The sequence below is a fragment of the Phenylobacterium sp. genome, assembly GCF_030651755.1.
In the GTDB taxonomy this organism is placed as follows: Bacteria; Pseudomonadota; Alphaproteobacteria; order Caulobacterales; family Caulobacteraceae; genus Phenylobacterium.
This window is the reverse complement of record NZ_JAUSBZ010000044.1, coordinates 1-24628: the sequence shown is the minus strand read 5'-3', so window position 1 is coordinate 24628 and position 24628 is coordinate 1. Positions and strand designations below refer to the sequence as shown.

Here is a 24628-nt window from a genome sequence, read left to right as displayed (position 1 = left end):
GGGGCTGAGCTTCGAGAAAAGGGCCACGGAACCGCTGCGACATGTCGGCGGACGTGGAAGGTCGCATGACGACATCGACGCGAAGGCAGGTCTTTAGCCTGGGTCTGGGCGCTGTGAGCGCGGCTGTGACGGCAGGCGGCGCCACCCGTGCCTGGGCCGCGCCTCAGGTGTTGAACCCCTGGGACCTCGCCCGCTATCGCGGGGTCTTCGCCGCGGTGGACCGGGGCGACTTCATCGACGCCCAGATGCAGATGGCCGAGCTGAAGGATCGCAGCCTCGCCGGACATGTGGCCCTGCGACAGCTGATGCACCCCACAGCCCATGTGTCGTCCTATCAGGAGCTCAGCGGCTGGCTGGCGGACTATGCCGATCTCCCCGGCGCAGAGCGGGTTTACGCCCTGGCTCTGAAACGCCGTCCCACCGGCGCGCCGGCGCCTCGGACGCCGGTGGTCACGGGCCTGGACTGGGGCCGGGTGGAGAACGCAGCCCAGCGGGTCGGCGGACGGCTGAACGCCGATAAGGGCCGCGCCGCCCGCCAGGCCTTCTATGGCGGCGACGTCACCCGGGCCTATGACCTCGCCGGCAGCGCCGGCGAACGCTGGATCGCCGGCATGGCGGCCTACCGGATGGGCCGCTACGAGGAGGCTGAGGGCTTTTTCAGCGCCGTGGCCCGGGACCCTGAAGAAGGGGCCTGGCTCCAGTCGGGCGCGGGCTTCTGGGCGGCCCGGGCGGCCGGACGGGAGTCCGAGGCCGAGCGGGCGATCGCCCACCTCCGGGTGGCCGCCGGTCATCCTGAAACCTTCTACGGCATGATCGCCGACCGACGCCTGGCCCTCGGCGGCGAGGAGGCTGCGCCGCTTCGCCTCTCAGAACAGGCGCCGAAGGCTCAGCTGTTCCGGGCGTCTGGCCTGGGCGGCGACAGCATAGAAATCGTTCGCTTCGCCAAGTCTGACCCCAGGGCTCACCGCGCCGTGGCGCTGTCGCAACTGGGTCTGGCCCTTGAGGCTGGCATGGAGTTGCGGGCTGGCCTCATGCTCGCCAGGTCCGAGGCCGAGCGGAGCCGTTGGACGACGCTGGCCCTCGCCCTCAACGCCCCCCTCACATCTCAGGCTGACAGGTCTCCGGCGCGGCTTCGGGCGACCTTCGCCTACCCCACGCCATCCCTGGAGCCCAAGTGGGGCTTCACGATCGACAAGGCCCTGGTCTACGCCATTGTCCACCAGGAGAGCCGGTTCAATCCGGCGGCGGTCTCTCCGGCCGGGGCTGTCGGCCTGATGCAACTCATGCCGGAAGCCGCCGCGCGGGCCGCCGGCGACGACAAGCTGAAACAGGATATGAGCCCGCTGTTTGACCCGGCGTTCAATCTGCGGGTTGGCCAGGACTACCTGACCTGGCTGATGGAGCGTGGGGTCGGCTATGACCTGCTCCAGATTGTGGCGGCCTATAATGGCGGCCCTGGCACGCTGCAGAAGACCGTCGCCATGGTCGGCGAGCAGGCCGACAGCCTGCTGGTCATCGAGTGCCTGCCATCGGTCGAGACCCGTAACTATGTGGAAAAGGTCGTCGCCGCCTACTGGGCCTATCGCGATCACTTTGGTGAGTCGTCTCGCACCCTGGACGCCGCCGCCCGGGGCGCCCGCATGATCGACGCCCGTCTCGACTTCGACGGCAAGATGACCTTTTAGAGCCGCTGGTTAGAGCCGCGGGGCTCAACCCAAACGCAAGGCCCGACGACCGAACTGCGCACGCAGGGTCTTCATATCCCCCTGGGTTCCGCCGAAGTCCCGTGTGCGAATGAGCAGACCTGCGCTGTTCGCCTGCCGACGACCAGCGAGCCAGCCCGTCCCCAGCGGGGGCAGCAGCAGGGCCGGCTGGGTGGCGCGCGAACTGTGGTCAGCCACCACCTCGATCCAGCGGCTCGGAAACCGCATTTCCGGCTCCAGGATCAACAGCCAGTTGCCCTTGGCGACCGCCGCGGCCGCAGCGATCGAGCCCCTCAGCAGCTGCGCGCCGGCGTCTTCGCAGAGCGCCGCGGTGGCCGCGTCTGAGTCCCCGTCGGCGACGATCACCTCCCGCACCAGCCCATCGACGGCGGCCGGCACCAGGGCGGCGAGCAGGCCGGCGAGGGCCTCAGCAGAATCATGGGCGGGGATGATGACGGTGAGCATTGGCCGCATGAGCCGTGCGGAAACCATCTGGTCAAGGGCCGTTGTCCTGACGGGCCGGGGTTGACGGCCCTCCCCGCGGCTGGTGTGACGGCCGCCGCAGAGTCAGGAGGCCCTTCATGCTCATGGTCTATCAGTTGCGGGAGGGGCGCCTTGAAGTGGGGTCGCTGGACCCCGAGGCGGTGTGGGCTGACCTGACCTCCCCCTCCAGTGAAGAATCGGCGCTGGCCGAGTCTTGGCAGAAGATTGATCTTCCGACCCCGGAAGAAATGTCGGACATTGAGCCCTCGGCCCGGCTCTACACCGATGGCGGCGCCGAGGTGATGACGGCCACGGTGGCGATCGGCTTGACCACGGAGACGCCGAGCAAGGCTCCAGTAACCTTCGTCCTGCGCGACCGTCAGCTGGTGACGATCAGGCACGTCAGCATCAAGGCGTTCGATTCCTTCATCAGCCGCGCATCGGCGCGGGCGCCGGAGCCGCTGACGGACGGGGAGAGCGTCATGCTCTCGCTGATCGAAGGACTGATCGACCGCTACGCCGATACGATGGAGCACACCGCCGCTGAGATCGATGCGATTTCAGCCGGCGTCTTCCGTCGGAGCGCCATGGGGCGAACCCAGAGCGAAGCCCTGGAAATCCTGATCGGCGATATCGGTCGCAAGGGCGACCTCCTGGGCATGGTGCGGGAGAGCCTTTCGAGCTTTCAGCGGCTGCTCGCCTACCACGCCGCCCTGGACTCCACGGCGCGCCGCGCTCCCCGGGAGAGCCGACAAAAGGTGCGGATGCTGCAACGGGACGCCGCCGCGCTGGGGGAGCTGTGTGACAGCATGTCGGCGAAGTTGAGTTTCCTGTTGGACGCCACCCTGGGCCTGATCAATGTTCAGCAAACTCAGATCATCAAGATCTTTTCGGTGGCCTCGGTCGCGCTGCTGCCCCCCACCCTGATCGCCTCAATCTACGGCATGAATTTCGAATACATGCCCGAGCTGTCTCAGCCCTGGGGCTATCCAGCCGCCCTAGGCCTCATGGTCCTGTCCGCCGGCCTGCCCTACCTCTACTTCAAGAAGCGCGGCTGGCTCTGAACCCTCCTGCCTATCGCAGCACGCCCCTTGGCTATGGGCCGCGGGCGATGGTCACGCTGACGTGGGCCTGTTCGGCCACGGCTGTGGCGACCGACCCCATCAACAATCTCCCCAACCCCTTAGGGTCTCCGGTTCCCACCACGATGTGCCTTGCGCCCACTTCCTCGGCCGCAGTCAGAAGCGCCTTGGCCACATCCCGACCCTCGGCAAGCATGAGCCGCGGGGCCGCCCCGCTCCGGCGCGCCTGATCTTCGGCCCCCCGCAAAATGGCCCTGGCCTCCACCTCGCTCCAGTCTCGCAGATCGGGGTAGCCCCCTGCAGAGCGGAGACGATTGACCGCGATCAGACACAGGCCCAGGCCCAGCCCCTTGGATAGACGGCAAGCCAGATCTATCGCGATCGCCGCATGGGGGCTGCCGTCTATTCCGCAGACAAGCTCGACGTTCTTGGCCGATCCGGACACACATCACCTCCGCGATTGACCCTGAAGCCAAGCTAGCATCCGCCACCCCCACCCACCAGGAGTTCTTGCTTTGTTCTCGCCGGTTGGGTAGCCTGGGAATGTGGTCACCTTCACCCAGCAGATCCGCGGCCGCGGGGCGCGCACCAACGCCAGCAGTCGGTTCGAGAGTCGCAAGCTTGAGGCCTTCGATGACGGCTGGACCCTTGACGACGAGACGCCGGCCCAGCTTCAAACCCATGTCTTGCCGGACAAGGCGAGGACGATCATCGCGCGCAACACCAGCCCCGATGTCGGTTTCGACCGCTCGATCAATCCGTATCGGGGCTGCGAGCACGGCTGCATCTACTGCTACGCCCGGCCGGCCCACGCCTTTCTTGGCCTGTCGCCGGGTCTGGATTTCGAGAGCCGGCTGTTCTTCAAGCCCGACGCCGCCACACTGTTGGAAAGGGAGTTGTCTGCGCCCCGGTATGCGCCGCGAGTCATCCACATCGGCGGCGACACCGACCCCTATCAGCCCATTGAGCGCCAGCATCGGGTGACCCGCCAGGTGCTGGAGGTGCTGCAACGGTTCGCCCACCCCTTCACCATCATCACCAAGTCGGCCCTGATCTTGCGAGACGCCGACATACTGGGCGACATGGCCGCCCGGGGCCTCGCCCGCGTCGCCATCTCCATCACCACCCTCGACCGCAGGCTCGCCCGCAGCATGGAGCCACGCGCCGCCACGCCAGAGCGTCGCCTGGCCGCCGTCGAGGGCCTGGCCAAGACTGGCGTGCCCGTGGTGGTGATGTTCGCCCCGGCCATCCCAAGCCTGAACGACCACGAGATGGAGGCGGTGCTGGAGCGCAGCGCCCAGGCCGGCGCTGTGGGCGCCGGCTATGTGGCCCTTCGCCTGCCCCTGGAGATCAAGGACCTGTTCGAGGAATGGCTGGCCACCGATCACCCCGACCGTGCGGCGCGGGTGATGTCGCTGGTGCGCCAGATGCGCGGCGGCAAGGCCTATGACGCCACCTTCGGCGCCCGGATGAAGGGCCAGGGGCCGGTGGCCCAGATGATGGGCCAGAGGTTTCGCGTAGCCAGGCGGCGCTATGGCCTGGACCGGCCTCTGCCTGACCTCGATCTGTCGGCCTTCAAGGTCCCGCCCCGCGTGGGCGATCAGGTGGACTTGTTCGGCTAGCTAGCGGGAAAAGACGCCCACCAGCTCCACATGCGGCGACCACAGGAACTGATCCACGGGCAGCACCTGATCCAGGCGGAAGCCCGCATCGATCAGGGTGCGCGCATCTCGGGCGAAGGTCGCCGGGTTGCACGAAACGCCGATGACCCGACTGACCTTGGAGCCAGCGATCTCACCGGCCTGCTCGGCGGCGCCGGCCCGGGGCGGATCGAAGACGACCAGGTCGATCTTCTTCATTTCCTGAATCAGCAGCGGCCGCCGGACCAGATCCCGCGCCTCGGCCGTCACGCCCTTCAGGCCCGGCGCGGTGGCGACGGCGGCGTTCAGCGCGGCGATGGCGGGCGCTGAACCATCGGCGGCGTAGACCGGCGCGATTTCCGCCAGGGCGAAGGTGAAAGTGCCCACCCCGCAATAGAGGTCGGCGATCCGTTCGGCGCCGGCCGCGGCCTTGGCCACGAAATCCACCATGACCCGTTCGGCGGCGGGGACGGCCTGCAGGAAGGCGCCCGGCGGCAGGACCACGCGGATGTCGCCAAGACGGACGCTGGGGGCGGCCTGGTCCATATAGGCGATCTCGCCATCCATGGAGACCCGGGCGAAGCCGCTGGCCGCAGCCTGCTCGGCCAGTCGCATGCGGGCGTCAGCCGAAAGTCCGCCGCTCTTGCGCTCTACGCCGGTGATGTCGATGTCGATTCCATCATCGGTCAGGGTGACGTGCAGAGTTGGCGCTGATTTCGGATGCTCAAACAGCGGGGCCGCCAGCCGTCGCATGGCCGGCAGGGCGGCCGTGATCTTGGGATCAGCGATAGGACAGACCTGAATGTCCACCAGGTCCCAGGAATTGCGGATCTTGTAGCCCAGGCGCGCCTCGCCCCGGACGCCTTGCCGAGCGTGCAGGGCCACCCTCCGGCGGCTGAACGGCGGCGAGGCGAAGATCGGCGACACCTCGGTTTCGATATGCTGGCGGGCGAGGGTTCCGATCAGCCGCTCGCGCTTCCAGCCAAGGTAGGCGTCCATGCGCCAGTGTTGCAGGGCGCAGCCCCCGCACTGGCCAAAATGCGGACAGGGGGGCTCAACCCGCTCGGCGCTCGGCTCGAGGATCGCCAGGGTCTTGCGGCGCTCTCCCACACCAGCCACCCGCACCCGCTCGCCGGGCAGGGTGAAGGAGGCGAAGATGGGCCCCGGGGCCATGCCGTCGCCCTCACCGCCCATTTCGGTGATCGTCACCTCTGTCTCGGGCGCAGGCCCGGCTGGAGGGCGGACGGAGGAGCGGCGTGTGGGCTTGGAACTTCGCATCCCCAGGGCCATTTCACATTTCGACGCCCGACGCCACGACTGGTGCGTCGCCGGCAAGATGAACGAAGATGAACAACCCGCTCAAGGGCCGTTCAGGAAAGCGCCGCCATATTGGAAATCGACAAGGGCGAGTTTCGCACCCGTTCACGATTTTCCGCTCAAGGGAGAGCTACGATGTCCACCCGTTCCACCATCGCCAAGGGCGCCGTCGCCGCGGTTGCGGGCGTCGCCACTCTCGCCGCCGCCGCGGCGGTCCCGACCATGGCCTCGGCCCAGTCCTACGGCTATTACGGTCAGACCCAGGGGAACACCTATTACGATCCCTGCCGCCGCGACCAGACCAACCGTAGCACCACCGCAGCCCTGATCGGCGGCGCTCTGGGCGCGGTGATCGGCTCCAACGCCGCGGCTGGCGGTGTGCGCACCGAAGGGGCTCTGCTGGGCGGCGCCCTTGGCGCCGCAGCCGGCGCAGCGGTCGGCAACCGGTCCGCAGCCTGCGCGCCGGGCTACAACAACCAGGCCACCCAGAACAGCCAGTACGGTGGTGGCTACTACGCCCAGGCGCCCTACGGCCAGACCTACAGCCAGCCCCAGCACCAGTATCAGGGCGGCTACTACCAGAGCGGCGCGGCGCCCGGCTATTACGGCTCGTCCTATGACGCCAACCGCTACGGCTATTCTTCATCGTCCGCCTATGGCCAGGCGCATGACCGCTACGGTCGGACCTATTCGGTAGCCCAGCGTCCCGGCGCGGACGGCTGCAGCATCGCCGAAAGCCCGATCTACATGCCCGATGGTTCGACCCAGAAGCGTTTCGTCCGGGTCTGCCGCGACAGCTCGGGGCGCTATCAGGTCGTCGACTAAGGTCTGACAGCATCAAGCCGCCCGGTTCAGCCGGGCGGCTTTTTCGCGGCCCAGAGCAGAAATTCAAGATTGCCGTCCGAGCCGGTGATCGGGCTCTGCGCCACGGCGTTCACCTGCCACCCGACATCGCCCAGGAACGCCTCAACCTCTGCCAGGGCGCGGGCGCGGGCCGCCTCGTCCTTGACCACGCCCCCCTTGCCCACGGCCCCTGGTCCCACCTCAAACTGCGGCTTCACCAACACGATCGCCTCAGCGCCCGCCCCTGCGAGACTGAGGGCGCGCGGCAGGGCCTTGGCCAGGGAGATGAAGCTGACGTCGCAGACGATCAGATCCGGAGCGAACCCCACCAGGCCAAGATCGACATTTCGGGCGTCGGTCGCTTCAAGGCTCAGCACCCGCGGATCGGCGGCGATCCTCGGATGTAACTGCCCCCGCCCCACATCGACGGCGCAGATGCGCGCGGCCCCGCGGCTCAGGCACACCTCGGTGAACCCCCCCGTTGAGGCCCCCACATCGAGAACCCGTCGGCCCTCCACCGCGATGGGCCAGAGATCCAGGGCGTGGGCAAGCTTCAGCGCGCCGCGGCCCACCCAAGGATGCGCCGGCGTAGCCGTGATCTCGCAATCGTCATCCAACAGGTCGGCCGGCCGGCGAACCGCCTGCCCGCCGACCATGACCCGGCCCGCCTCAATGGCGGCCCGGGCCTTGGCGCGGCTGTCGAACAGGCCGCGCTCGACCAGGAGCAGGTCGACGCGCTTACGGCCCATGGGTCAGGCGTCAGCCGGTTCCTCGAACAGCTTCTTGAGCTCGTTCTTCAGGATCTTGCCATTGGCGTTGCGCGGCAGGGTCTCGTGCCAGAACTTCACCGCGATCGGCACCTTGTAGGCCGCCAGGTGCTCGGCGACATGGGCGCGCAGCTCCTGTTCGGTCACCTCGGCGCCGGGCTTCAGGGTGACCACGGCGGCCGGCTCTTCGCCGAGCGTACGGTGAGGCACGCCGACGATGGCGGCGTCCATGATCGCCGGATGGTCGTAGAGGACGTTCTCGACCTCGACGCAGTAGATGTTCTCGCCCCCGCGGATCAGCATGTCCTTGGCCCGGTCGATGATGAAGCAGAAGCCTTCCTCATCCAGCCGCGCCAGGTCGCCGGTGCGCACCCAGCCGTCAACAAAGGTCTGGGCGGTGGCCTCGGGCTTGTTCCAATAGCCCTTCACGACCATCGGCCCCTTGGCCCACAGTTCGCCGACGGCGCCGATGGGCAGTTCGGTCACGCCGTCCGCCGGATCGACGATCTTCAGTTCGGCCACCGGGGCGGCCGGGCCGCAGCTGTCGGGGCGGTTGGTGTAGTCCTCAGCCCCATTGCTGGTGACGGTGGCGCAGGTCTCAGTCATGCCCCAGCCCTGGCCGGGCTGCGACTTGGGGAAGGTTTCGCTGAGCCGACGGACCAGTTCGGGCGCCGAGGGCGCGCCGCCATAGGCCACGGATTCCAGCGACGACAGGTCGTAATTGGCCCGGGCCGGGTGCTCGATCAGCTGCCAGGCGATGGTCGGCACGCCGCCGGCCGACTGGATCTTCTCGCGCTCAATCAGCTCGAAAGCCCGCACCGCATCCCACTTGTGCATCATCACCAGTTTGGCGCCGGCGAACAGGCTGGGGTTGAGGACCGCGAAACAGCCGGTGACGTGGAAGAAGGGCACCGAGATCAGGGACGAGCGCTGCGGACCGTCCGGATCGGGCGCCGGCGGCATTTCCCCGCGCCGCAGGAACCGCCGCGCGCCGGCGCTGGCGGCGGTCAGGATGTTGGAATTGACCCCCCGATGGGTGCCAAGCGCGCCCTTCGGCTTACCGGTCGTGCCTGAGGTGTAGAAGATGGTGGCGTCATCGTCCTGGTCGATCTCGACGTCGGGCAGGCCCAGGTCGGGCAGGTCGCCCCAGCCGTTGGTCTCGCCGAGCACATCCTCAAGCTTGGTCACGTCGGGGTGGGCGATCTCATCGGACTCCCGCGACACATAGACCCGCACCAGGTCGGGGCAGTTGGGCAGGTGCTCGGTGAGGCGTTCATAGCGCTCGGCGTCCAGCACCACGATCTTGGCGCCGGAATCGGTCAGGCCGTACTCCAGCTCCGGCCCGGTCCACCAGGCGTTGAGCGGCGTGACGATGGCGCCCAGCGAAGCGCCGGCATAGAAGGCCACCACCCATTCGGGCAGGTTGCGCATGACGATGGCGACCCGGTCGCCCTTGGTGACGCCGCGGGCGGCGAATTCCTTGGCGAGGTTGGCCACCGCCCGGTGGAAGGCTTCGAAGGAAACCCGCTCATCCTCATAGACCAGGAAGATCCGCTCCCCGTGGGCGCGGCCGGCCTCGACCACCGAACGCAGGGTCGGGGGCGAGTTCTTCCAGGCCTTCATGGTCACACCGCGGATGGTGACCTCTTCCATCTCGAACGGGACACCCGGTGCTGTGAGCAGGGCGTGGGCGTCAGCGATGGACATGGCAGGCCAGCCGGGAGGCAGAGCGGCCTCGGTCATGAGCGTTCTCCTAATGCTGCGCAGGGGTCAGACAGCCCCCGCATCTTCCTGGGTGAACAAGCATAACCTGGGAGCGGTGGCAAACATGTGTTCGCCTCAACGCGCTCAACCTGCGGCGGCGGGCCGCACCGCCAGGAAGCATGTCGTTAAGGACCAATCGCCCAGGTTGAGGACCAAGTTCGGAGCGCGCCCCATGGATCCCGCCATCGCTGCACGCCTCACAGCCGTTCGTCGGCTCGGCCTCCTGGATACGGAGCCTGAGACCTCATTTGATTCGCTGGTGTCGCTGGCGTCACAGATCTTCGCCGCGCCGATCAGCGTCTTCTCAATCCTCGACAGCGATCGACAGTGGTTCAAGGCCAAGGTTGGCCTGACGGTGTCCGAGACCCCCCTGGACATTTCCTTCTGCACCCACGCCCTGGCTTCGGGCGAGGCCGTTTTTGAGACGCCCGACACCACCCTCGACCCGCGCTTTGACCACAACCCCCTGGTCTGGGGAGAAATGGGTCTGCGCTACTATGCCGGCGCGGTCATCCGCTGTCCGACGGGGGCGGCGATCGGTACGCTTTGTGTTCTGGACACGGCGCCGCGGCCCCCCATGAGCGCCCTTGCCCGCGGACAGCTCCGCAGCCTCGCCGACGCCGTGGAAGACGCCCTGCGCCTGCGAACGGAGCTTGCCCTGCGAAAGGAGACAGAGGCGCAGCTGGCGCGGAGTGAAGCCAGCTACAGGATGCTCGCCGACCACTGCCATGACATCCTGCTGCGCACGGACCACACGGGCAAGATTTCCTACGCTTCGCCGTCCACCCGGATGATTGGCTATGACCCGGACGAGGTGATCGGGCTCAGCCTGGCCGATTTCGTTCCACCAGACCATCGGTCCGCGGTCCTGGCCGGCCTTGCGACCCTGTTTGACCCTACCGCACCTGACTTTGATCCCGCATCCCCAGACGAGGTGATGCAGAAGCCCTACCCGGCTCTGACCAAGACCGGGGAGACCCGTTGGCTGGAGGGGGCTTCCCGCGTGGTCCGGGACGCCGCCGGCCACCCCTCAGAACTGGTCAGCCTCTACCGGGACGTGACGGTGCAGCGGGCCTTGCAGGCGCGGCTCGAGGCCGCGGTGGAGGCCAAGGCCGCCTTCCTCGCCAATATGAGCCATGAGCTCCGGACTCCCCTTACCAGCATCCTCGGCTTCACCGCCTTGCTCCAACAAACCCTCCTGCCCGCAGCCGCTGCTGGCCACGTCCGGCGCATCGCGACGGCTGGAGATGCGCTGCTGGCCCTGATCAATGATGTGCTCGACGTCTCCAAGCTGGAGGCCGGCCAGATCGAGCTCGAACTGGAACCGACGGAGATTCCCGCCCTGGTCGAGGAGGTTCGGGACATTCTCTCGGTGCAGGCCTTGGTCAAGGGTGTGAGGTTGCAGATCATCAACGACCTGAACCATCCCTGCCGCAAGGTTGACGGCCTGCGCTTGCGGCAGGTTCTGCTGAACCTGGCCGGCAATGCGGTCAAGTTCACCGACCACGGGGCGGTGCGCATTCATCTGCAGTCGGCCGGACCGGCAGGTGAAAACCTGCGTATCGAGGTCATCGATAGCGGTCCAGGCATCCCCGAGGCGCACCGCAAAAAGCTGTTCCGGCGTTTCGCCCAGGGGGATTCCAGCGTCACCCGTCGTCATGGGGGCACCGGCCTGGGCTTGGCGATTTGCCGGGAGCTCATTGAGTTGATGGGGGGCCAGATCGGGGCCGACGCCCGGGACCAACCCGGCGCCTGCTTCTGGCTTGAAATTCCCGCAGCTCCGGCCGTCCCCATCCCCACCTCGGCCGCTGAGGATGTGGCGCCTTCCGGCCCAGCCCCCAGCATCGCTGGCCGAGTGCTCATCGTTGATGACCATCCGGTCAATCGCGAGCTGGTCCGCCTGTTTCTCGCTTCCCCGGATGTGACCACCGCAGAGGCTGAAAACGGCCGCACAGCGGTAGAGCGGGCGACGGTGGAGCGCTTCGACCTGATCCTGATGGATGTGAACATGCCGGTCATGGATGGGCTGGCCGCCGCCGCCGCCATCCGCTCCGGCTGCCCGATGAACGCCGACACCCCCATCGTCGCCCTGACGGCGCAGACCGGAAGTGAGATCGAGGAAAAGTGCTTCGACGCCGGCATGGACGGGGTGCTGTCCAAGCCTATTTCCCACGCCGACCTGTTGGCCCTGGCCACCCAGATCCTGACCCCGCAAGTCCCCCTGCAGGTCAAAATCGCCTAGGCGGCCATCCGGGTCAGCCGACTCCAGCCAGCCGATCCAAGGCCACTTCGAGCTTGGCCTTGGCGGCCTGCGCCTCCGCCATGCGCTCACGATTTTCCTCAACCACCTCTTCAGGCGCGCGGGCCACGAAGTCGGGATTGCCCAGCTTCTTGGCCGTGTGCTGCACATCTGAGGCCAGGGTGGCGATCTCCTTCGTCAGGCGCGCCCGCTCGGCGGCCAGGTCGATGAAGGCCGCCACTGGCAGGGCCAGGGTCGCGCCTTCGACCACGAAGGGAATGGCGCCGTCCGGGGCGCGCTCCACCGCCTGGACCGACGCCACGCGCAGGGTCTGGCAGATGACCGGCGCCGAGCGTTCGAGGATGTCCCTTTGCTCAGCGCTGGCCTCGATCACCAGCAGGTCGGGCCGCGCGGCCGGCGGCACGTTCAGCTCAGCGCGAACCGACCGGCCCTCGCTGACCGCGGCGATGATCAGACCGATCTCGGCCTCGGCCGCCTTGTCGATCAGGTCTTCGCCCAGCTCCGGCCAGGGCGCGGTCATCAGGAAGCCCTGATGGTTGCGCGCCGCCCCCTCGCCCGCCGTCTGCGCCCAGAGCTCTTCGGTGAGGAAGGGCATGATCGGGTGCAGCAGGGTCAGGATGACGTCCAGAGCCCAGGCGGCGGTGGCCTGGGTTTCGGCCTTGGCGGCGGCGTCCTCGCCATTGAGCAGCGGCTTGGCGAGTTCCACGTACCAGTCGCAGTAGACATTCCAGATGAAGCGGTAGAGCAGGCCTGCGGCCTCATCGAAGCCGCAGCCGTCCAGGGCCTTGGTCACGGCCTGACTGGTGCGGGCCGCCTCGCCGACGATCCAGCGGTTGAGCGGAACCTGCAGGGTCGCCGGATCGAAGCCTTCGGCTCGGGCGCAGCCGTTCATCTGGCAGAAGCGCGTGGCGTTCCACAGCTTGGTGCCGAAATTCCGATAGCCTTCAATGCGCTGGCGCGAGAGCTTGATGTCGCGGGCCTGGCCCGACATGGCCGTCAGGGTGAAGCGCAGGGCGTCAGCGCCGAACTCGTCCACCAGCTCCAGCGGGTCCAGGACATTGCCCTTGGACTTGGACATCTTCTTGCCCTCGGCGTCGCGGACCAGGGCGTTGATGAAGACCCGCTTGAAGGGCGCTTCGCCGGTGAAGTGGATCCCCTGCATCATCATCCGGGCGACCCAGAAGAAGATGATGTCGAAGCCGGTGATCAGGGTGTGGGTCGGATAGAAGCGCGCCAGATCGCTGGTCTTGTCGGGCCAGCCCATGGTGGAGAACGGCCACAGCCCTGAGGAGAACCAGGTGTCGAGGACGTCCTCGTCCTGCTTCAGAGGTTCGTCACGGCCATAGTGCTCGCGGGCCGCGGCCTTGGCCTCGTCCTCGGTCTCGGCCACGAAGGGCTTGCCGTCCGGGCCGTACCAGGCCGGGATGCGATGCCCCCACCAGAGCTGGCGCGAGATGCACCAGGGCTGGATGTTCCGCATCCATTCGAAATAGGTCTTGTCCCAGTTGCGGGGCTCGAAAACGGTCCGCCCCTCCTCCACCGCCTTGATGGCGGGGCCGGCCAGGGTCTTGGCGTCAACGTACCACTGGTCGGTCAGATAGGGCTCGACCACGGCGCCCGAGCGGTCCCCGTGCGGCACCACATGGCGGGTCTTCTCGATTTCGCGCAGCAGGCCGAGGGCCTCGAACGTCTCGACCACCTTCTTGCGGGCGGCGAACCGGTCCAGGCCGCGATATTCCGGCGGGGCGTTCTCGTTGATCTTCGCATAGTCGTCGAAAACGTTGATGACCGGCAGGTTGTGGCGCTTGCCCACCTGGAAGTCGTTGAAGTCATGGGCCGGGGTGATCTTGACCGCGCCCGAGCCCTTTTCCGGATCGGGATACTCGTCGGCGATAATCGGAATGGGCCGGTTCACGATCGGCAGGCGGACGGCCTTGCCGACCAGATGCTTGTCGCGGGCGTCGTCAGGATGGACGGCCACGGCCGTGTCGCCGTGCATGGTCTCAGGGCGCGTGGTGGCCACGACGATCTCGCCGGAGCCGTCCTCCAGCGGATAGGCGAAGTGCCAATAGTGGCCATCGACCTCTCGCTGCTCGACCTCAATGTCGGAGATGGCGGTCTGGAAGTGGGGGTCCCAGTTCACCAGCCGCTTGTCGCGATAGATCAGACCTTCCTTGTAGAGCTGGACAAACACCTTGCGCACGGCGTCCGACAGGCCCTCGTCCAGGGTGAAGCGCTCGCGGCTCCAGTCGCAGGAGGCGCCGAGACGGCGCAGCTGGTTGACGATGGTCCCGCCGGACTTGGCCTTCCACTCCCAGATCTTCTCGACAAAGGCCTCGCGGCCCATCTCGCGGCGGCTGATGTTGCCGGCCTCCGCCAGCTGGCGCTCGACGATGTTCTGGGTGGCGATGCCCGCATGGTCGGTGCCGGGCAGCCAGAGCGCAGCCTTGCCCCGCATCCGCTCAAATCGGATCAGCACGTCCTGCAGCGTGTTGTTCAGCGCATGACCGATGTGCAGGGAGCCGGTGACATTCGGCGGCGGTATGACGATGGAGAACGGCTCGGCGTTCGGATCATCGGTCGGGGCGAAGGCGCCCGACTGCTCCCAGGCCTCATAGAGGCGGGGCTCGGCGGTCTTGGGATGGAAGGTCTTTTCAAGCATGGCGGATCACGGGGTCCATACAGGCGCCAGTCCCGCCAGGAAAGACGGGGGCTCCGAAAACGAACGAACCCGCCCGGGCGGGGCGGGTTCGGCGGCTCACACGCCTGGGCGTGGGAGGCCTGATCCTAGCGTACGCGCCCGCGGGCGATACGCTCGACCTCTTCGCGGACCGAGGCCTCGACAATCTGCGGAAGGTTGTCGTCCAGCCACTGCTTGAGCAGCGGGCGCAGCATTTCGCGAACCACGTCCTCGAGGGTGCGATCGGTGTGCGGCATGCCAATGGCCGCCGAAAGCTGGCCGAAGGCCGAGGCCGCGGCCGTGGCCGCCGTCTGGCTCAGCAGGCCCTCGTCGCCGCCCTGGCTGGCGGCAGGCTCGTAGCTGGCCGGCGGCGGCGAATAGACCGCCGATTCAGGTTCTGAGGAGGCCGGCGCCGCTGTGGGACTATAGACATCCAGGTCGCCGACCTGATCGACGCGATCGGTCAGCTCCAGGGCGTCATCCTCGGGCTCGGGCTCGGGCTCCGGGGCGGCGGCTTCGTAGGCGGGCGCAGGTTCCGGCTCGGGTTCCGGCGCATAGCTTTCGACCGGCTCGGGCGCGGCCGGCTCGGCCGGCGCCTCTTCTTCGGCCTTCGGTTCGTCCGCTGGAGCGTCGTCCTCCGAAATGATGCGGCGAATGGAGGCGAGAATCTCCTCCATCGTCGGTTCTTGGGAGGTCTGATCGGACATGAGGCGCGCCGTGTTTGATGCGGTAGGGAATCCGTGCGCCAGCCTAGGCGCGATAGAGCAATCCTGCAATTTTAGCTTTGCGACGCAAGGCGGTTGTCGTCGCCGCGCCGCCTTACTGGGCCGGGGCGCCCGCAGTGGTCATTGGGGCGTCGCGGGCGTATTCCACCGGCTGCGGGGCGAAAACAGAGTCGACGACGCCAATTGGCTCCTCCCACGGGGTCCAACCCCAGGTGTAGCGCAGGGCCCGCCCATTGGCCTTGGGATCATAGGCGGCGAGATCAGGCGCAAGGTTCGCCGCGTCCAGTCGACCCACAGCGGCCAGGACAGACGCCGCAGCGACATATTCATCGCGACGGGCGGAGACCTGGGCCAGTTCGGCGGCCCGCAACTCCTGCTCGGCGTTCAGCACGTCGATCGTGGTGCGCAGACCCACCTGCTGTTCCTGACGAACACCCTCGGCGGCGATCCGGGCGGCGCGAACCTGAACGTCGGTGGAGCCGATATTGGCCCGGGCGGCGAGGAGCTGGCTCCAGGCCTGGGTCACGTTCTGGAGGGCGGTGCGGCGGGCCTGTTCGACGGAAAGCTCGCTGGCGTTCTCCCGCTCCCGCGCCGCACGGACCCGGGAGTTGTTCAGCCCGCCGGTGAAGAGCGGCACCGTCAGGGTCGCCCGGCCGGTGACGTTTCGCGAATAGTCCGAAGGCTCAAAGGGATCGGCCAGGCCGCTCCAGCCGACACTGCCGGTCAAGGACAGGTTCGGCATCCGCTCGGCCCGGGCGGCGGCCACCCGAGCAGCGGCGCCTTGGGCGTTGTAGCGCGCCTGCCGGAGTTGCGGATTGTTGCGCTCGGCGGCCTCGTAGGCCTGATCGACGGTCGCCGGAAGCGCCGCGGTCAGCGGCGGCTCGGGATCGAGGTCGCCAGGATTTTGGCCGACGATGGCGGCATAGGCTGCGCGGCTGATGGCCAGTTGCGCCTCGGCCGAACGCATCTGGGCCTCGGCGGCGGCGCGGCGGGCCTGGGCCTGGGCCACGTCGGTCCGGGTGATCTCGCCCACTTCGAAGCGGGCGTCGGTTTCTTCCAGCTGCCGGGTCAGGACCTGGACATTGTCCTGGCGAATACGCAGCGCCTCCTGGTCACGGCGGACGTCCACATAGGCGACGATGACGCCGCCCAGGACCTCCGCCTCAATGCGCCGCAGATTCTCCTGCCCAGCAAGCACATCGGCCTGAGCCGCGGAGACCGTCGCCCCGACCCGTCCCCCGGTCCAGACCGGCTGGGTCAGATTGAGACTGGTGGCCGCCGAGTTCGTCTCGGTGATCCCGCCGACCGAAGTCTCAGGCACGCCGTCGCCATCCAGGTCGGCAAACTGCCGCGGGGTGCGGGTTTCAGTGTACTGACCTGAGGCCGAGGCGCTCAGCGACGGACGCCAACCGGAACGCGCCTGAACGATGCTTTCGTCCAACGCTCGCTGGGTCGCCCGTTGCGCCTGAAGGACAGGATTGGTCTCGTAGGCGAGCGCGATAGCATCAGCCAGGGACTCGGCCGACGCCGGCCCTCCAAGCGTCAAACCCGTACTGAAGACGGCGGCCACCAAGGCTCCGCGACGGCTGATGAACATACGTAGTCCCCGACTAAGGCGAAATAGCTCTACGCCCTATATGGCCGGCTGTTTCCAACTCGGCCAGGGGGCGCAACCTTAAGCTTTTTTCACACGCGGCTTTCGCATGTGTTTCAGCACGTCTCAGAACGCGAATCCTTGCTCAGGCTCAAATCCGCCAAGATAGCTGGGAGTGGCGTCGAAGATTTCTCGACGGGCCAGGCCTGTGGGGCTCTGCGTATAGATCACCGCCTTGCCCACCGGGCCGAGCCGTTCGATCACCGCCAGCCGGCCCCCGGGCGCCAGGGCGTCGGTCCAGGCCGTCGGCGCCTTGACCACGGCGCCTTCGCAGATGATGGCGTCATAGGCCTGGGTCGCCGAAGGGATCAGCTCCTCGCCATCCAGACGCTCAACCCGCAGGCCCGCATGTTCGAGGACCGCAGCGCCATAGGGAGCGGCGATGGCCAGGGCCTTATGGCCTGGGGCGATGGCCAGGCCATGCAGCAGCTTGGCCACGTCCCGGGGCGCCAGGAGGGCGCGGCCGGGGGCGTAGGGGACCTCGGCGTCCGCATAGGCCAAGTAGGCCCTCTCAGGCGGCAGCAGGCCCTCGCGGGGGATGGCGCGCATGGCGTCCTGCACGTGCAGATCCGTCACGTCGTTGGTCCTGACCTGACTGTCGACCATGTTCAGGCGGGCGGCGGAGAAGTCGACCATGTGACCTCGGAAGCGTGCAGGTGAAGCGCGCTTATAGGTCCGGCCCGGACCGGAGCGCAATCACCCGCTGCAAGAGAGATTGCCGCGGGCGGGCGGTTCTGTTAGCGATCCGCCTCCGCACGAGACGGCGCGCCTGGATCAGGGGCGCCAGTCACCGGATGGCCTGGTGGCGGAGTGGTTACGCAGCGGATTGCAAATCCGTGCACCCCGGTTCGATTCCGGGCCAGGCCTCCAAACCTTTCCCCTCCCTGCCCCGTCCAGCATCTGGCGCGAATCGCCAGACGCGCGTCGACGCCCCCTGAGGCTGAGCCTCAGGGGGCGTCGGATTCCAGAGTCGTTGGGGGGTGTCAGACCCCCTTGTTGGGGGTGATCAGATACTTCTCGCCCGTGGCGCGGCGGTTGTAGGCCGCCAGAATGTCCGGCTGCAGAGCCTCGGCCAGGGAGATCTCGGCCGTGTAGTGGCTGGCGAAGGTGGTCTTGAGCTCCGAAGCCACCCGCTGGCGCAGGGCCTGTGCGGCTTCGGCCCCGATCTTCATGAGGAACGGCGTCAACAGCCAGCCGCCGACGCCCCACGACATCCCAAAGCCGCGGTTCAGCTCAGTCGGCCGGGTGTCGAGGCCGCCATAGATATAGGCCTGCTTGTAGGTGGTGGAGCCATAGCGGCTGTACTCGGTGGCCTTGCGATTGGCCGCCACTTCCATGGCGGTCAGGATCTGGCCCACCAGGCGGCCTCCGCCGATGGCGTCGAAGGCCAGAGTCGCGCCGGTGGTCACCAAGGCCTCGGTGAGTTCCTCAGTGAAGTTCGGCGAGGTGCTGTCGAGCACATGGACCGCGCCCTGCCCCTTCAGGAGAGCCGCCTGTTCGGCGCTGCGGACGATGTTCACCAGAGGCACGCCGTCCTTGAGGCACAGGCGGTTCAGCATCTGGCCAAGGTTCGAGGCCGCCGCCGTATGGACCAGGGCGGTGTGACCCTCGCGGCGCATGGTTTCGACCATGCCGAGGGCGGTCAGGGGATTGACGAAGCAGGAGGCGCCCTCGGCCGGCGTCACATCGTCCGGCAGCAGAAGAATATCGGCCGCGCGTACGGTGCGATACTGCGCGTACATCGCCCCACCCAGCAGGGCGACGGTCTTGCCCACCAGACCCTCCGCCCCTTCGCCGGCGGCCACCACGACGCCCGCGCCCTCATTGCCCACCGGCATGGACTCATCCACCCGCGCGGCGATGGCCTTCATATAGGCCGGGGGGATCGGCGCGGTGATCACCGGGCTTGCGGCGGTTCCGCTGGCCTTGGCCTGGCTCATGTCGGCGGCGCTGACCAGCAGGCCGAGATCGGATGGGTTGATGGGCGAGGCTTCCACCCGGACCAGGACTTCGCCGGGCCCCGGCGGCTGCACCGGAACGCTGACCAGGGAGAGTTCCAGTTCGCCGCTGGCCTTCACCAGGGATCGCAACTGGAGGCCGGTCGTCTGCATGTCGAAGGTCATCTAGAGTCTCCCAATAATCTCAGGTTTTTATGTGATTGGATCGATAGGACGCTTAAGCAGGCGTCAGTCGGCGATGTGGATCAGCATCTTGCCGTTGTTGGCGCCGGAGAACAGGCCGATCAGGCCCTCGGGCGCCCGCTCGAAGCCCTCCAGGATGGTCTCCTGGTACTTGACCCGCCCGCCCTTCAGCCAGCCAGTCATGTCGGACAGAAAGGCCGCGTTCAGGTGGCCGAAGTCGCTGGCCACGAAGCCTTCCATGCGGATTCGGCCGTAGATCAGGCTGAACAGGTTCTTCACCCCCTCGCCGCCGCCGTTATAGGTCGAGATCATCCCGCAGACCGGGATGCGGCCGCGGACATTCATGCGCGGCAGGGCGGCGTCCAGATGCCCGCCGCCGACATTCTCGAAATAGACGTCGATCCCCTTGGGGGTGGCGTCCTTCAGGGCCTGGGCCAGATCCTGGGTCTTGTAGTTGATCACCGCATCCAGGCCGACCTCGTCGCGGAGCCAGGCGACCTTGTCGTCAGAGCCGGTGGAACCCACCACATAGCAGCCCTTGATCTTGGCGATCTGGGCGGCGACCGATCCCACGGCGCCGGCGGCGGTCGAGATGAACACCTGCTCGCCGTCCTTCAGCGCGCCGGTCTCCAAGAGGCCCCCATAGGCGGTGATGCCGGTGGCGCCCAGGGCGTGCATATAGACGCTGAGCGGAAGCTCAGGATCGCGCTTGAGGACCGACAGTCCCTTCCCGTCCGAGACGAAGCGCTCCTGAAAGCCGGCCCCGTGCCGCACCAGATCGCCGACGGCGAAGCGGTCATTGTGTGACTGGACCACCCGGCCGATGCCGCCGCCCAGCAGGGGCGCGCCGAGCGGCTGATCGGCGTCCAGGCGCGGCCGCATATAGGGATCCACCGACATCATCAGGGCCTCGACCTGCACCTGCCCCTCCCCGGCGTCGGCGACGGGAGCCTCGACCAGGGCGAAGTCGTCGAGGGTCGGCACGCCATTGGGGCGGCGCACGAGATGGATCTGGCGGGAGAGGGTCATGGCGATAGTCCTTGCGCAGGCGCGGCCCAGGGGTGTGAACGACAGGCCCCAGCCGGAAAAATGACCAAATGAGTCTATACGGTCATTTGGTGCAGTCAGCCGCTTGCTGTCAATCGCGGCAGGCGCCAAACAGGGGTCATGTCCGATCCCATCCCCGAGGCGCGGGACGCCGCCGAGGCCCGCGGCAAGACCGCCGCCATCCTGGATGCGGCCCAGGAGTTGTTCGCCGCCTTCGGATTCCGGCGCACGGCCATGGACGACATCGCCCGGGCCGCGGGCGTCGCCAAGGGCACGCTCTATCTCTATTTCGATGGCAAGGAGGCGGTGTTCCGGGCCATGCACGCCCGCACCCTGGCGGAGCTGAGCTGCAGCTGCGACCATGCGGAGGCGGCCGACCTGCCCTTCGCCGAACGCCTCTACCTGCTGCTCGACGCCCAGTGCGGCAAGGCCCATGAGCGCTACGCAAGGTCTGCGCACCTGCTGGAGCTGGACGACACGCGCACCCGCATCGGCGCTGATCTGGGGCGGGCGGCGGACGCGGCCTATGCCGAACGTCTGCTGCGGGTGTTCCAAGCCGCAGACACGGCCCGAGAGATTGATCTGGAGAGCGCAGGTCTCAGCGCCCAGGCGGTGGTCGAGACCCTGCTCGCCGCCACCCGGGGCGCCAAGCAGGGACCTGATGGACCGCTGGAGCTGGCCGCCTATCGGGGGCGGCTGCGCCAGATCGCCGATCTGGCCGCCGCGGCCGTCAGACCGCGGCGGTCCTGAGGCGGCCTACCAGGCGGCGCGGTAGAGGGCTTCGATGGCCTGGGCGTCGACGGGACGGGCATTGCTCAGATTGACCCCATCGGCCATGGCGTCGCCCACCAGCAACGGGAGCAACTCGTCCGTCCCGCCCAGGTCGCGGATTGATCGGGTGATGCCGATATCGTCCCGCAGGGCGACGACCGCTTCGATGGCGGCCCGGGCCTGATCCTCGATGGAGGCGCCCGGCTTGGCCGCCCCCATGGCCTCCGCCACCTGGGCGTACTTGGCCGCGCAGACCTCGAGGTTGTAGCCCATGACGTGGGGCAGCATGGTCGCCAGCGTCTGGCCATGCGCCGCGTTCAGCCGCGCCGACAGGGCGTGGCCGGTGCCGTGGGCGGCGCCGAGGCCCGAGACGTTGAAGGCGATCGCCGCCATGCTCGAAGCCATCAGCATCTGCGAGCGCGCCTCAAGGTCAGCCCCATTCTCCACCGCCGTGCGCACATATTTGGCCACAAGTTCGATGGCGCCGAGCGCCACGGCGTCCGAATAGGGCGTGGTGCGAGCCGAGGTGAAGGCCTCGATGGCGTGGGTGAGCACGTCGAAGCCGCAGGTGGCGGTGGGATACTTCGGCAGGCCCAGGGTCAGCTTGGGGTCCAGGACCGAGACCACCGGCACGATGCTTGGGTGCATGACATAGGTCTTGCGGCCCAAGGCGGTGTTGGTGATCACGCAGGCCGAATTGGTTTCCGATCCGGTGCCCGCCGTGGTGGCCACCGCGATCACAGGAACCCCAGGCTCCTTGCGCCCGCGGGTCTGCAGGTCGGTGACCTTGTCGCCATTGGTGGCCAGCAGCGCGATGGCCTTGCCGCAGTCCATGGACGATCCTCCGCCCAGAGCGATGACGACGGCGTCGCCCAGGGCGCGCAGGCGCAGGGCGCCGGCCTCGACATTCTCGTCGGTGGGATTGGCGGCCACGCCGTCGAACACCTCCACCTGAACGCCGTCGGCGGCCAGCTTCTCCAGCAGGGCGGTAGCCGCGCCGCTGGCCATCAGGCCCTTGTCGGTGACGATCAGGGCCGAGGTCCGACCGAGCGCCTTTACGTGGCTGGCGAGATCCAGGCTGGCGTCGACGCCGAACACAAGGGTCGGCAGGGGGCGGATCTGAAAGGTCTGTTTAGCAAGCATGGAGTCTCCCCGAATAATTCTTCAATCAATGGAGGCCGCCGTCGCTCGGACTGGCGCGGAGCTGAGCCGCCGCCCGCTCCAGGGCGTCGGCCAGCCCCGCGGCGTTCCCGGCCCGGTTGGTCAGCTCTCCCAGGGCGAATGCCAGAGCCATGGCGGTGGCGCCAAGGGGAATCCACTGACGGCCGGCCTCCTCGAGCGCGCCATTGACGACGCGGCGGGCCCGCTCGAGGTCTTCCCGTTCGACGGCCTCGATGAGCCGCCGGGCCTCATGGGGGTCAAGGGCCAGGCCGCCCGACTTTCCGTCCCGCCTCGTCGCCATACCCCGCCTCCCTCTGGAAAGGGCATCTAACGTGCAATGTTATATCATTGCAAATTGTCGCCTGGCATGAGCCGGCGGGAGAATTTCCTGAGGTGGTCAGCCATCATCGGCTAAGGGGAGGCGCAGCAGGAGATCCGCATGAGCGCGCAGGGCGACGACTTCGTTTATGACGAAACCACCGGCGAATGGGTGTCCGCCAGCGAGGCGGCGGCCAATGCGGCCAAGGCCGACCAGGTCGAGGTGCGTGACGCCATGGGGACCCTGCTGGCCGACGGCGACAGCGTCACCCTGGTGAAGGACCTGAAGGTCAAGGGCGCCGGCCAGACCCTGAAGCGTGGCACGGTGATCAAGTCGATCCGGCTCACGGGGGACGCCCAGGAGATCGACTGTCGCTACGAGGGGATCAAGGGCCTGGTGCTGCGCGCGGAGTTCGTACGCAAGGCCTGAGGTGAAGGCTCCCGCGCCCTGAAGCGCAGGAGCCCCGAACGCGGTGGACTATTCGGTTTCGGCCCAGGTCCTGCCGGTGGCGCGATTATAGTAGATCGCCACGCTGGAGATCGAACACAGGTCGAGGCGCGACCACACGGCCTCCTCGCCGTCGTCATAGACGACCTTGAGGTCGAAGCTGCAGGCGCCTTCAGCGGCGTCAAACACGATATCGACCTCTTCCCCGTCCCCGAGGACGTCGGCGCCCATGACGTCTTCTTCCCAGTTATTGGACCGGCTGGGGGCCACATAGACCTGCTCGATGGTGTAGCCGGTGGCGTTGGTCAGGGTGAAATCCTGATCGCCAGCCACGGCTGGGGCGGCGGCCAGGAACAGAAGGGCGGCAAGGCCCGCGGCAAGCGTCTTCATTGGGGGTCACTCTGTGTGAATCAAGCTTGAGCGTTAGCACCCAAGACTTTCAGGCGACAGAGTTTTCCCCGCCTACCGGACGGCGAGAACCTCGACCTCGGCGCCATTGACCAGGGCCACCTCCCCCACCGTTTTTCCCAGGAGCGCGCGGGCGATCGGCGAGACATACGAGACGCTCCCCTGCCCCGGCTGGGCTTCATCCTCGCCGACGATGCGGAAGGTCTGCCGACGGCCGTCCTCCCGCTCAAGATCCACCGTCCGGCCGAACTGGACCTTGTCGACTTCCGTCGCGGGTTCGGTGAGCTGGGCTGTGGCCCGGCGGGCCGACCAGTAGCGTAGATCGCGGGTGGCGCGCGCCATGGCGGTGCGGTCGGCGCTGACTCCGCCCTGCTGCTGGGCGGCGCCATAGGCGGTCCGGGCCTGGGCGAGCTCCGCCTCAATGGCCGCGAGGCCTGAGGCGGTGACGAGGTTTGGATGGGCGGAGACGGGACGGTCCGGCAGGTCGGCGGCCTGGGACTCGTAGTCTTCCTCTCGGGTGAAGGCGACGCTCATCGTGGGAATCTAGGGGTTGCGCCCCCTAGATGCAAAGAGGACGCTCAGGGCGACAGCCGGCGACGCCAGGCGCGGACGCCCAGAAACATGATCAGGGTCAGGACCAGGGCCAGGCCCACCGCCCCCCAGGCGCTCGGATCGCCGGTGCGCAGGGCCTGAATGGCGGCGGCCCCACCGAACACCATGAGCGCCATCTTGGGCAGGCTGCCGATCCCGGCCCCGGCGATGAAAGGCCAATAGCCCATGGGCGTAGCGCCGGCGGCGATATTGACCATCACCGAGGGAACCGTCGGCGCCAGACGGATGCCGGCGCTGACCCAGAAGCCGCGCCGCGCCAGCCCCATCATCAGGGCGGCGATGGACTTCGACTGGTGCTGCAGGAGCAGCCGCGCGCCAAACTTCCGCCCCACCAGGAAACCCAGGCTGCAGGCGATCATCTTGCCGATCCAGCTATAGGCGAATCCGGCCCAGGGACCGAACACCAGCACCAGCGCCGTGATCAGTACGAATTGCGGCGCCCCGAGGCTGGCCAGGGCGGCGAAGGTGAGGATTCCCAGAACCGGCGCCTGTGGTCCTTCCCCCAGGGCGTCCACCGTCCGCGCCAGGCTCTCGGCGTCCCCCAGGGGCAGCAGGGGGGCGGCGAACCCCAGCAGGGTCACCAGGGACAGGACGCCGATGGCGACCAGAGCCCCGCGACGCCCAGGGCGGGGATCAGGGGCCGACACGTCCCGTCCCATCGACCGGCGCCGTGACATAGAGGGTGAGCTCACGGTCCTCGCCATCGGAATAGTTCTGGCCCACCACCTGGCCCGAGGGCCGGAGCGTCAAGCCCAGCGCCGCCGCCCGGCGCAGGAAGGCTTCCCGTTCCTCGGCGCCGATTAC

At 67.6% G+C, this 24628-nt stretch carries 23 protein-coding genes and 1 tRNA gene; 8 read left to right on the top strand and 16 right to left on the bottom strand.

Annotation, left to right across the window (positions count from 1 at the left end; genetic code table 11):
• Positions 1-65: 65 nt before the first annotated feature.
• On the top strand, positions 66-1685 hold the full coding sequence (locus Q7V15_RS03855; protein WP_304753920.1) for a lytic transglycosylase domain-containing protein: 1620 nt from the start codon (positions 66-68) through the stop codon (positions 1683-1685).
• 24 nt (positions 1686-1709) lie between these two features.
• Here the strand turns inward: Q7V15_RS03855 and Q7V15_RS03850 are convergent, their stop codons facing one another.
• Positions 1710-2168 carry a hypothetical protein gene (locus Q7V15_RS03850; RefSeq protein ID WP_304753919.1) on the bottom strand — a complete coding sequence of 153 codons (459 nt, stop codon included), beginning with the start codon at positions 2166-2168 and terminating at the stop codon, positions 1710-1712.
• A gap of 116 nt (positions 2169-2284) precedes the next feature.
• Between Q7V15_RS03850 and Q7V15_RS03845 the strand changes: the two genes are divergently transcribed.
• A complete protein-coding gene (locus Q7V15_RS03845) occupies positions 2285-3250 on the top strand; it encodes a magnesium transporter CorA family protein (protein ID WP_304753918.1) in 966 nt (321 codons plus the stop codon).
• 31 nt (positions 3251-3281) lie between these two features.
• Here the strand turns inward: Q7V15_RS03845 and Q7V15_RS03840 are convergent, their stop codons facing one another.
• Positions 3282-3713: a universal stress protein gene (locus tag Q7V15_RS03840; RefSeq protein WP_304753917.1), complete on the bottom strand. Its 432-nt coding sequence runs from the start codon at positions 3711-3713 to the stop codon at positions 3282-3284.
• A 100-nt stretch (positions 3714-3813) separates the two neighbouring features.
• On the opposite strand from Q7V15_RS03840, the gene Q7V15_RS03835 reads away from it, so the two are divergent.
• Entirely contained in the window at positions 3814-4890 is a 1077-nt protein-coding gene (locus Q7V15_RS03835; RefSeq protein WP_304753916.1) for a PA0069 family radical SAM protein, read from the top strand.
• Here the strand turns inward: Q7V15_RS03835 and Q7V15_RS03830 are convergent, their stop codons facing one another.
• On the bottom strand, positions 4891-6186 hold the full coding sequence (locus Q7V15_RS03830; protein ID WP_370689763.1) for a class I SAM-dependent RNA methyltransferase: 1296 nt from the start codon (positions 6184-6186) through the stop codon (positions 4891-4893). It lies immediately after the preceding gene.
• Positions 6187-6360: 174 nt separating this feature from the next.
• Here Q7V15_RS03830 and Q7V15_RS03825 point away from each other — a divergent pair, with 174 nt between their 5' ends.
• Positions 6361-7050, top strand: coding sequence for a hypothetical protein (locus tag Q7V15_RS03825; RefSeq protein WP_304753915.1), 690 nt, complete (start codon positions 6361-6363; stop codon positions 7048-7050).
• A gap of 26 nt (positions 7051-7076) precedes the next feature.
• Here the strand turns inward: Q7V15_RS03825 and Q7V15_RS03820 are convergent, their stop codons facing one another.
• The gene (locus tag Q7V15_RS03820) at positions 7077-7817 is read right to left on the bottom strand and encodes a TlyA family RNA methyltransferase (protein WP_304753914.1); all 741 of its coding nucleotides are present in this window, start codon (positions 7815-7817) and stop codon (positions 7077-7079) included.
• A 3-nt stretch (positions 7818-7820) separates the two neighbouring features.
• On the bottom strand, positions 7821-9578 hold the full coding sequence (locus Q7V15_RS03815) for a class I adenylate-forming enzyme family protein (RefSeq protein ID WP_304753913.1): 1758 nt from the start codon (positions 9576-9578) through the stop codon (positions 7821-7823).
• A gap of 193 nt (positions 9579-9771) precedes the next feature.
• Here Q7V15_RS03815 and Q7V15_RS03810 point away from each other — a divergent pair, with 193 nt between their 5' ends.
• Positions 9772-11841, top strand: a complete 2070-nt coding sequence (locus tag Q7V15_RS03810) for an ATP-binding protein (RefSeq protein WP_304753912.1) — start codon at positions 9772-9774, stop codon at positions 11839-11841.
• 13 nt (positions 11842-11854) lie between these two features.
• Here the strand turns inward: Q7V15_RS03810 and Q7V15_RS03805 are convergent, their stop codons facing one another.
• From Q7V15_RS03805 to Q7V15_RS03790, 4 genes are all read right to left on the bottom strand, one after another.
• Positions 11855-14521: a valine--tRNA ligase gene (locus tag Q7V15_RS03805; protein WP_304753911.1), complete on the bottom strand. Its 2667-nt coding sequence runs from the start codon at positions 14519-14521 to the stop codon at positions 11855-11857.
• A 125-nt stretch (positions 14522-14646) separates the two neighbouring features.
• Positions 14647-15246 (bottom strand): DUF2497 domain-containing protein, encoded by a 600-nt coding sequence (locus tag Q7V15_RS03800; protein WP_304753910.1) that lies wholly within the window; start codon positions 15244-15246, stop codon positions 14647-14649.
• 112 nt (positions 15247-15358) lie between these two features.
• Positions 15359-16861, bottom strand: a complete 1503-nt coding sequence (locus tag Q7V15_RS03795; RefSeq protein WP_304753909.1) for a TolC family outer membrane protein — start codon at positions 16859-16861, stop codon at positions 15359-15361.
• A gap of 123 nt (positions 16862-16984) precedes the next feature.
• A complete protein-coding gene (locus tag Q7V15_RS03790; protein ID WP_304753908.1) occupies positions 16985-17554 on the bottom strand; it encodes a protein-L-isoaspartate O-methyltransferase in 570 nt (189 codons plus the stop codon).
• A gap of 160 nt (positions 17555-17714) precedes the next feature.
• On the opposite strand from Q7V15_RS03790, the gene Q7V15_RS03785 reads away from it, so the two are divergent.
• A tRNA-Cys gene (locus tag Q7V15_RS03785) sits at positions 17715-17788 on the top strand.
• Between the two features lie 113 nt (positions 17789-17901).
• On the opposite strand, the gene Q7V15_RS03780 is transcribed toward Q7V15_RS03785, so the two are convergent.
• Together Q7V15_RS03780 and Q7V15_RS03775 are read right to left on the bottom strand one after the other, a co-directional pair.
• Positions 17902-19041 (bottom strand): zinc-binding dehydrogenase, encoded by a 1140-nt coding sequence (locus Q7V15_RS03780; RefSeq protein ID WP_304753907.1) that lies wholly within the window; start codon positions 19039-19041, stop codon positions 17902-17904.
• 63 nt (positions 19042-19104) lie between these two features.
• Entirely contained in the window at positions 19105-20088 is a 984-nt protein-coding gene (locus tag Q7V15_RS03775; RefSeq protein WP_304753906.1) for an NADP-dependent oxidoreductase, read from the bottom strand.
• Positions 20089-20226: 138 nt separating this feature from the next.
• Here Q7V15_RS03775 and Q7V15_RS03770 point away from each other — a divergent pair, with 138 nt between their 5' ends.
• Positions 20227-20856 carry a TetR/AcrR family transcriptional regulator gene (locus Q7V15_RS03770; protein WP_304753905.1) on the top strand — a complete coding sequence of 210 codons (630 nt, stop codon included), beginning with the start codon at positions 20227-20229 and terminating at the stop codon, positions 20854-20856.
• Between the two features lie 6 nt (positions 20857-20862).
• Here Q7V15_RS03770 and Q7V15_RS03765 read toward each other — a convergent pair whose 3' ends face one another.
• Entirely contained in the window at positions 20863-22020 is a 1158-nt protein-coding gene (locus Q7V15_RS03765) for an iron-containing alcohol dehydrogenase family protein (protein ID WP_304753904.1), read from the bottom strand.
• A gap of 25 nt (positions 22021-22045) precedes the next feature.
• Positions 22046-22339: a hypothetical protein gene (locus tag Q7V15_RS03760; RefSeq protein WP_304753903.1), complete on the bottom strand. Its 294-nt coding sequence runs from the start codon at positions 22337-22339 to the stop codon at positions 22046-22048.
• Between the two features lie 252 nt (positions 22340-22591).
• Between Q7V15_RS03760 and Q7V15_RS03755 the strand changes: the two genes are divergently transcribed.
• Complete coding sequence (locus Q7V15_RS03755) at positions 22592-22786, top strand: alkylphosphonate utilization protein (protein ID WP_304753953.1); 195 nt, start codon at positions 22592-22594, stop codon at positions 22784-22786.
• A 48-nt stretch (positions 22787-22834) separates the two neighbouring features.
• Here the strand turns inward: Q7V15_RS03755 and Q7V15_RS03750 are convergent, their stop codons facing one another.
• From Q7V15_RS03750 to Q7V15_RS03740, 3 genes are all read right to left on the bottom strand, one after another.
• Positions 22835-23194 (bottom strand): argininosuccinate lyase, encoded by a 360-nt coding sequence (locus Q7V15_RS03750; protein ID WP_304753902.1) that lies wholly within the window; start codon positions 23192-23194, stop codon positions 22835-22837.
• 72 nt (positions 23195-23266) lie between these two features.
• Positions 23267-23746 carry a transcription elongation factor GreA gene (gene greA / locus Q7V15_RS03745; protein WP_304753901.1) on the bottom strand — a complete coding sequence of 160 codons (480 nt, stop codon included), beginning with the start codon at positions 23744-23746 and terminating at the stop codon, positions 23267-23269.
• Between the two features lie 44 nt (positions 23747-23790).
• Positions 23791-24483 carry a TVP38/TMEM64 family protein gene (locus tag Q7V15_RS03740; protein ID WP_304753900.1) on the bottom strand — a complete coding sequence of 231 codons (693 nt, stop codon included), beginning with the start codon at positions 24481-24483 and terminating at the stop codon, positions 23791-23793.
• Between the last annotated feature and the right edge of the window lie 145 nt (positions 24484-24628).

Excerpts from the sequence above, each read along its gene's own strand:
- Q7V15_RS03770 (WP_304753905.1), top strand. The coding sequence starts at position 20,227 with ATGTCCGATCCCATCCCCGAGGCGCGGGACGCCGCCGAGGCCCGCGGC.
- Q7V15_RS03820 (WP_304753914.1), bottom strand. The coding sequence starts at position 7,817 with ATGGGCCGTAAGCGCGTCGACCTGCTCCTGGTCGAGCGCGGCCTGTTC.
- greA (WP_304753901.1), bottom strand. The coding sequence starts at position 23,746 with ATGAGCGTCGCCTTCACCCGAGAGGAAGACTACGAGTCCCAGGCCGCC.
- Q7V15_RS03775 (WP_304753906.1), bottom strand. The coding sequence starts at position 20,088 with ATGACCCTCTCCCGCCAGATCCATCTCGTGCGCCGCCCCAATGGCGTG.
- Q7V15_RS03740 (WP_304753900.1), bottom strand. The coding sequence starts at position 24,483 with ATGGGACGGGACGTGTCGGCCCCTGATCCCCGCCCTGGGCGTCGCGGG.
- Q7V15_RS03760 (WP_304753903.1), bottom strand. The coding sequence starts at position 22,339 with ATGGCGACGAGGCGGGACGGAAAGTCGGGCGGCCTGGCCCTTGACCCC.
- Q7V15_RS03790 (WP_304753908.1), bottom strand. The coding sequence starts at position 17,554 with ATGGTCGACTTCTCCGCCGCCCGCCTGAACATGGTCGACAGTCAGGTC.
- Q7V15_RS03800 (WP_304753910.1), bottom strand. The coding sequence starts at position 15,246 with ATGTCCGATCAGACCTCCCAAGAACCGACGATGGAGGAGATTCTCGCC.
- Q7V15_RS03845 (WP_304753918.1), top strand. The coding sequence starts at position 2,285 with ATGCTCATGGTCTATCAGTTGCGGGAGGGGCGCCTTGAAGTGGGGTCG.
- Q7V15_RS03755 (WP_304753953.1), top strand. The coding sequence starts at position 22,592 with ATGGGGACCCTGCTGGCCGACGGCGACAGCGTCACCCTGGTGAAGGAC.
- Q7V15_RS03815 (WP_304753913.1), bottom strand. The coding sequence starts at position 9,578 with ATGACCGAGGCCGCTCTGCCTCCCGGCTGGCCTGCCATGTCCATCGCT.
- Q7V15_RS03765 (WP_304753904.1), bottom strand. The coding sequence starts at position 22,020 with ATGCTTGCTAAACAGACCTTTCAGATCCGCCCCCTGCCGACCCTTGTG.
- Q7V15_RS03850 (WP_304753919.1), bottom strand. The coding sequence starts at position 2,168 with ATGCTCACCGTCATCATCCCCGCCCATGATTCTGCTGAGGCCCTCGCC.
- Q7V15_RS03825 (WP_304753915.1), top strand. The coding sequence starts at position 6,361 with ATGTCCACCCGTTCCACCATCGCCAAGGGCGCCGTCGCCGCGGTTGCG.
- Q7V15_RS03795 (WP_304753909.1), bottom strand. The coding sequence starts at position 16,861 with ATGTTCATCAGCCGTCGCGGAGCCTTGGTGGCCGCCGTCTTCAGTACG.
- Q7V15_RS03855 (WP_304753920.1), top strand. The coding sequence starts at position 66 with ATGACGACATCGACGCGAAGGCAGGTCTTTAGCCTGGGTCTGGGCGCT.
- Q7V15_RS03810 (WP_304753912.1), top strand. The coding sequence starts at position 9,772 with ATGGATCCCGCCATCGCTGCACGCCTCACAGCCGTTCGTCGGCTCGGC.
- Q7V15_RS03830 (WP_370689763.1), bottom strand. The coding sequence starts at position 6,186 with ATGCGAAGTTCCAAGCCCACACGCCGCTCCTCCGTCCGCCCTCCAGCC.
- Q7V15_RS03750 (WP_304753902.1), bottom strand. The coding sequence starts at position 23,194 with ATGAAGACGCTTGCCGCGGGCCTTGCCGCCCTTCTGTTCCTGGCCGCC.
- Q7V15_RS03805 (WP_304753911.1), bottom strand. The coding sequence starts at position 14,521 with ATGCTTGAAAAGACCTTCCATCCCAAGACCGCCGAGCCCCGCCTCTAT.
- Q7V15_RS03780 (WP_304753907.1), bottom strand. The coding sequence starts at position 19,041 with ATGACCTTCGACATGCAGACGACCGGCCTCCAGTTGCGATCCCTGGTG.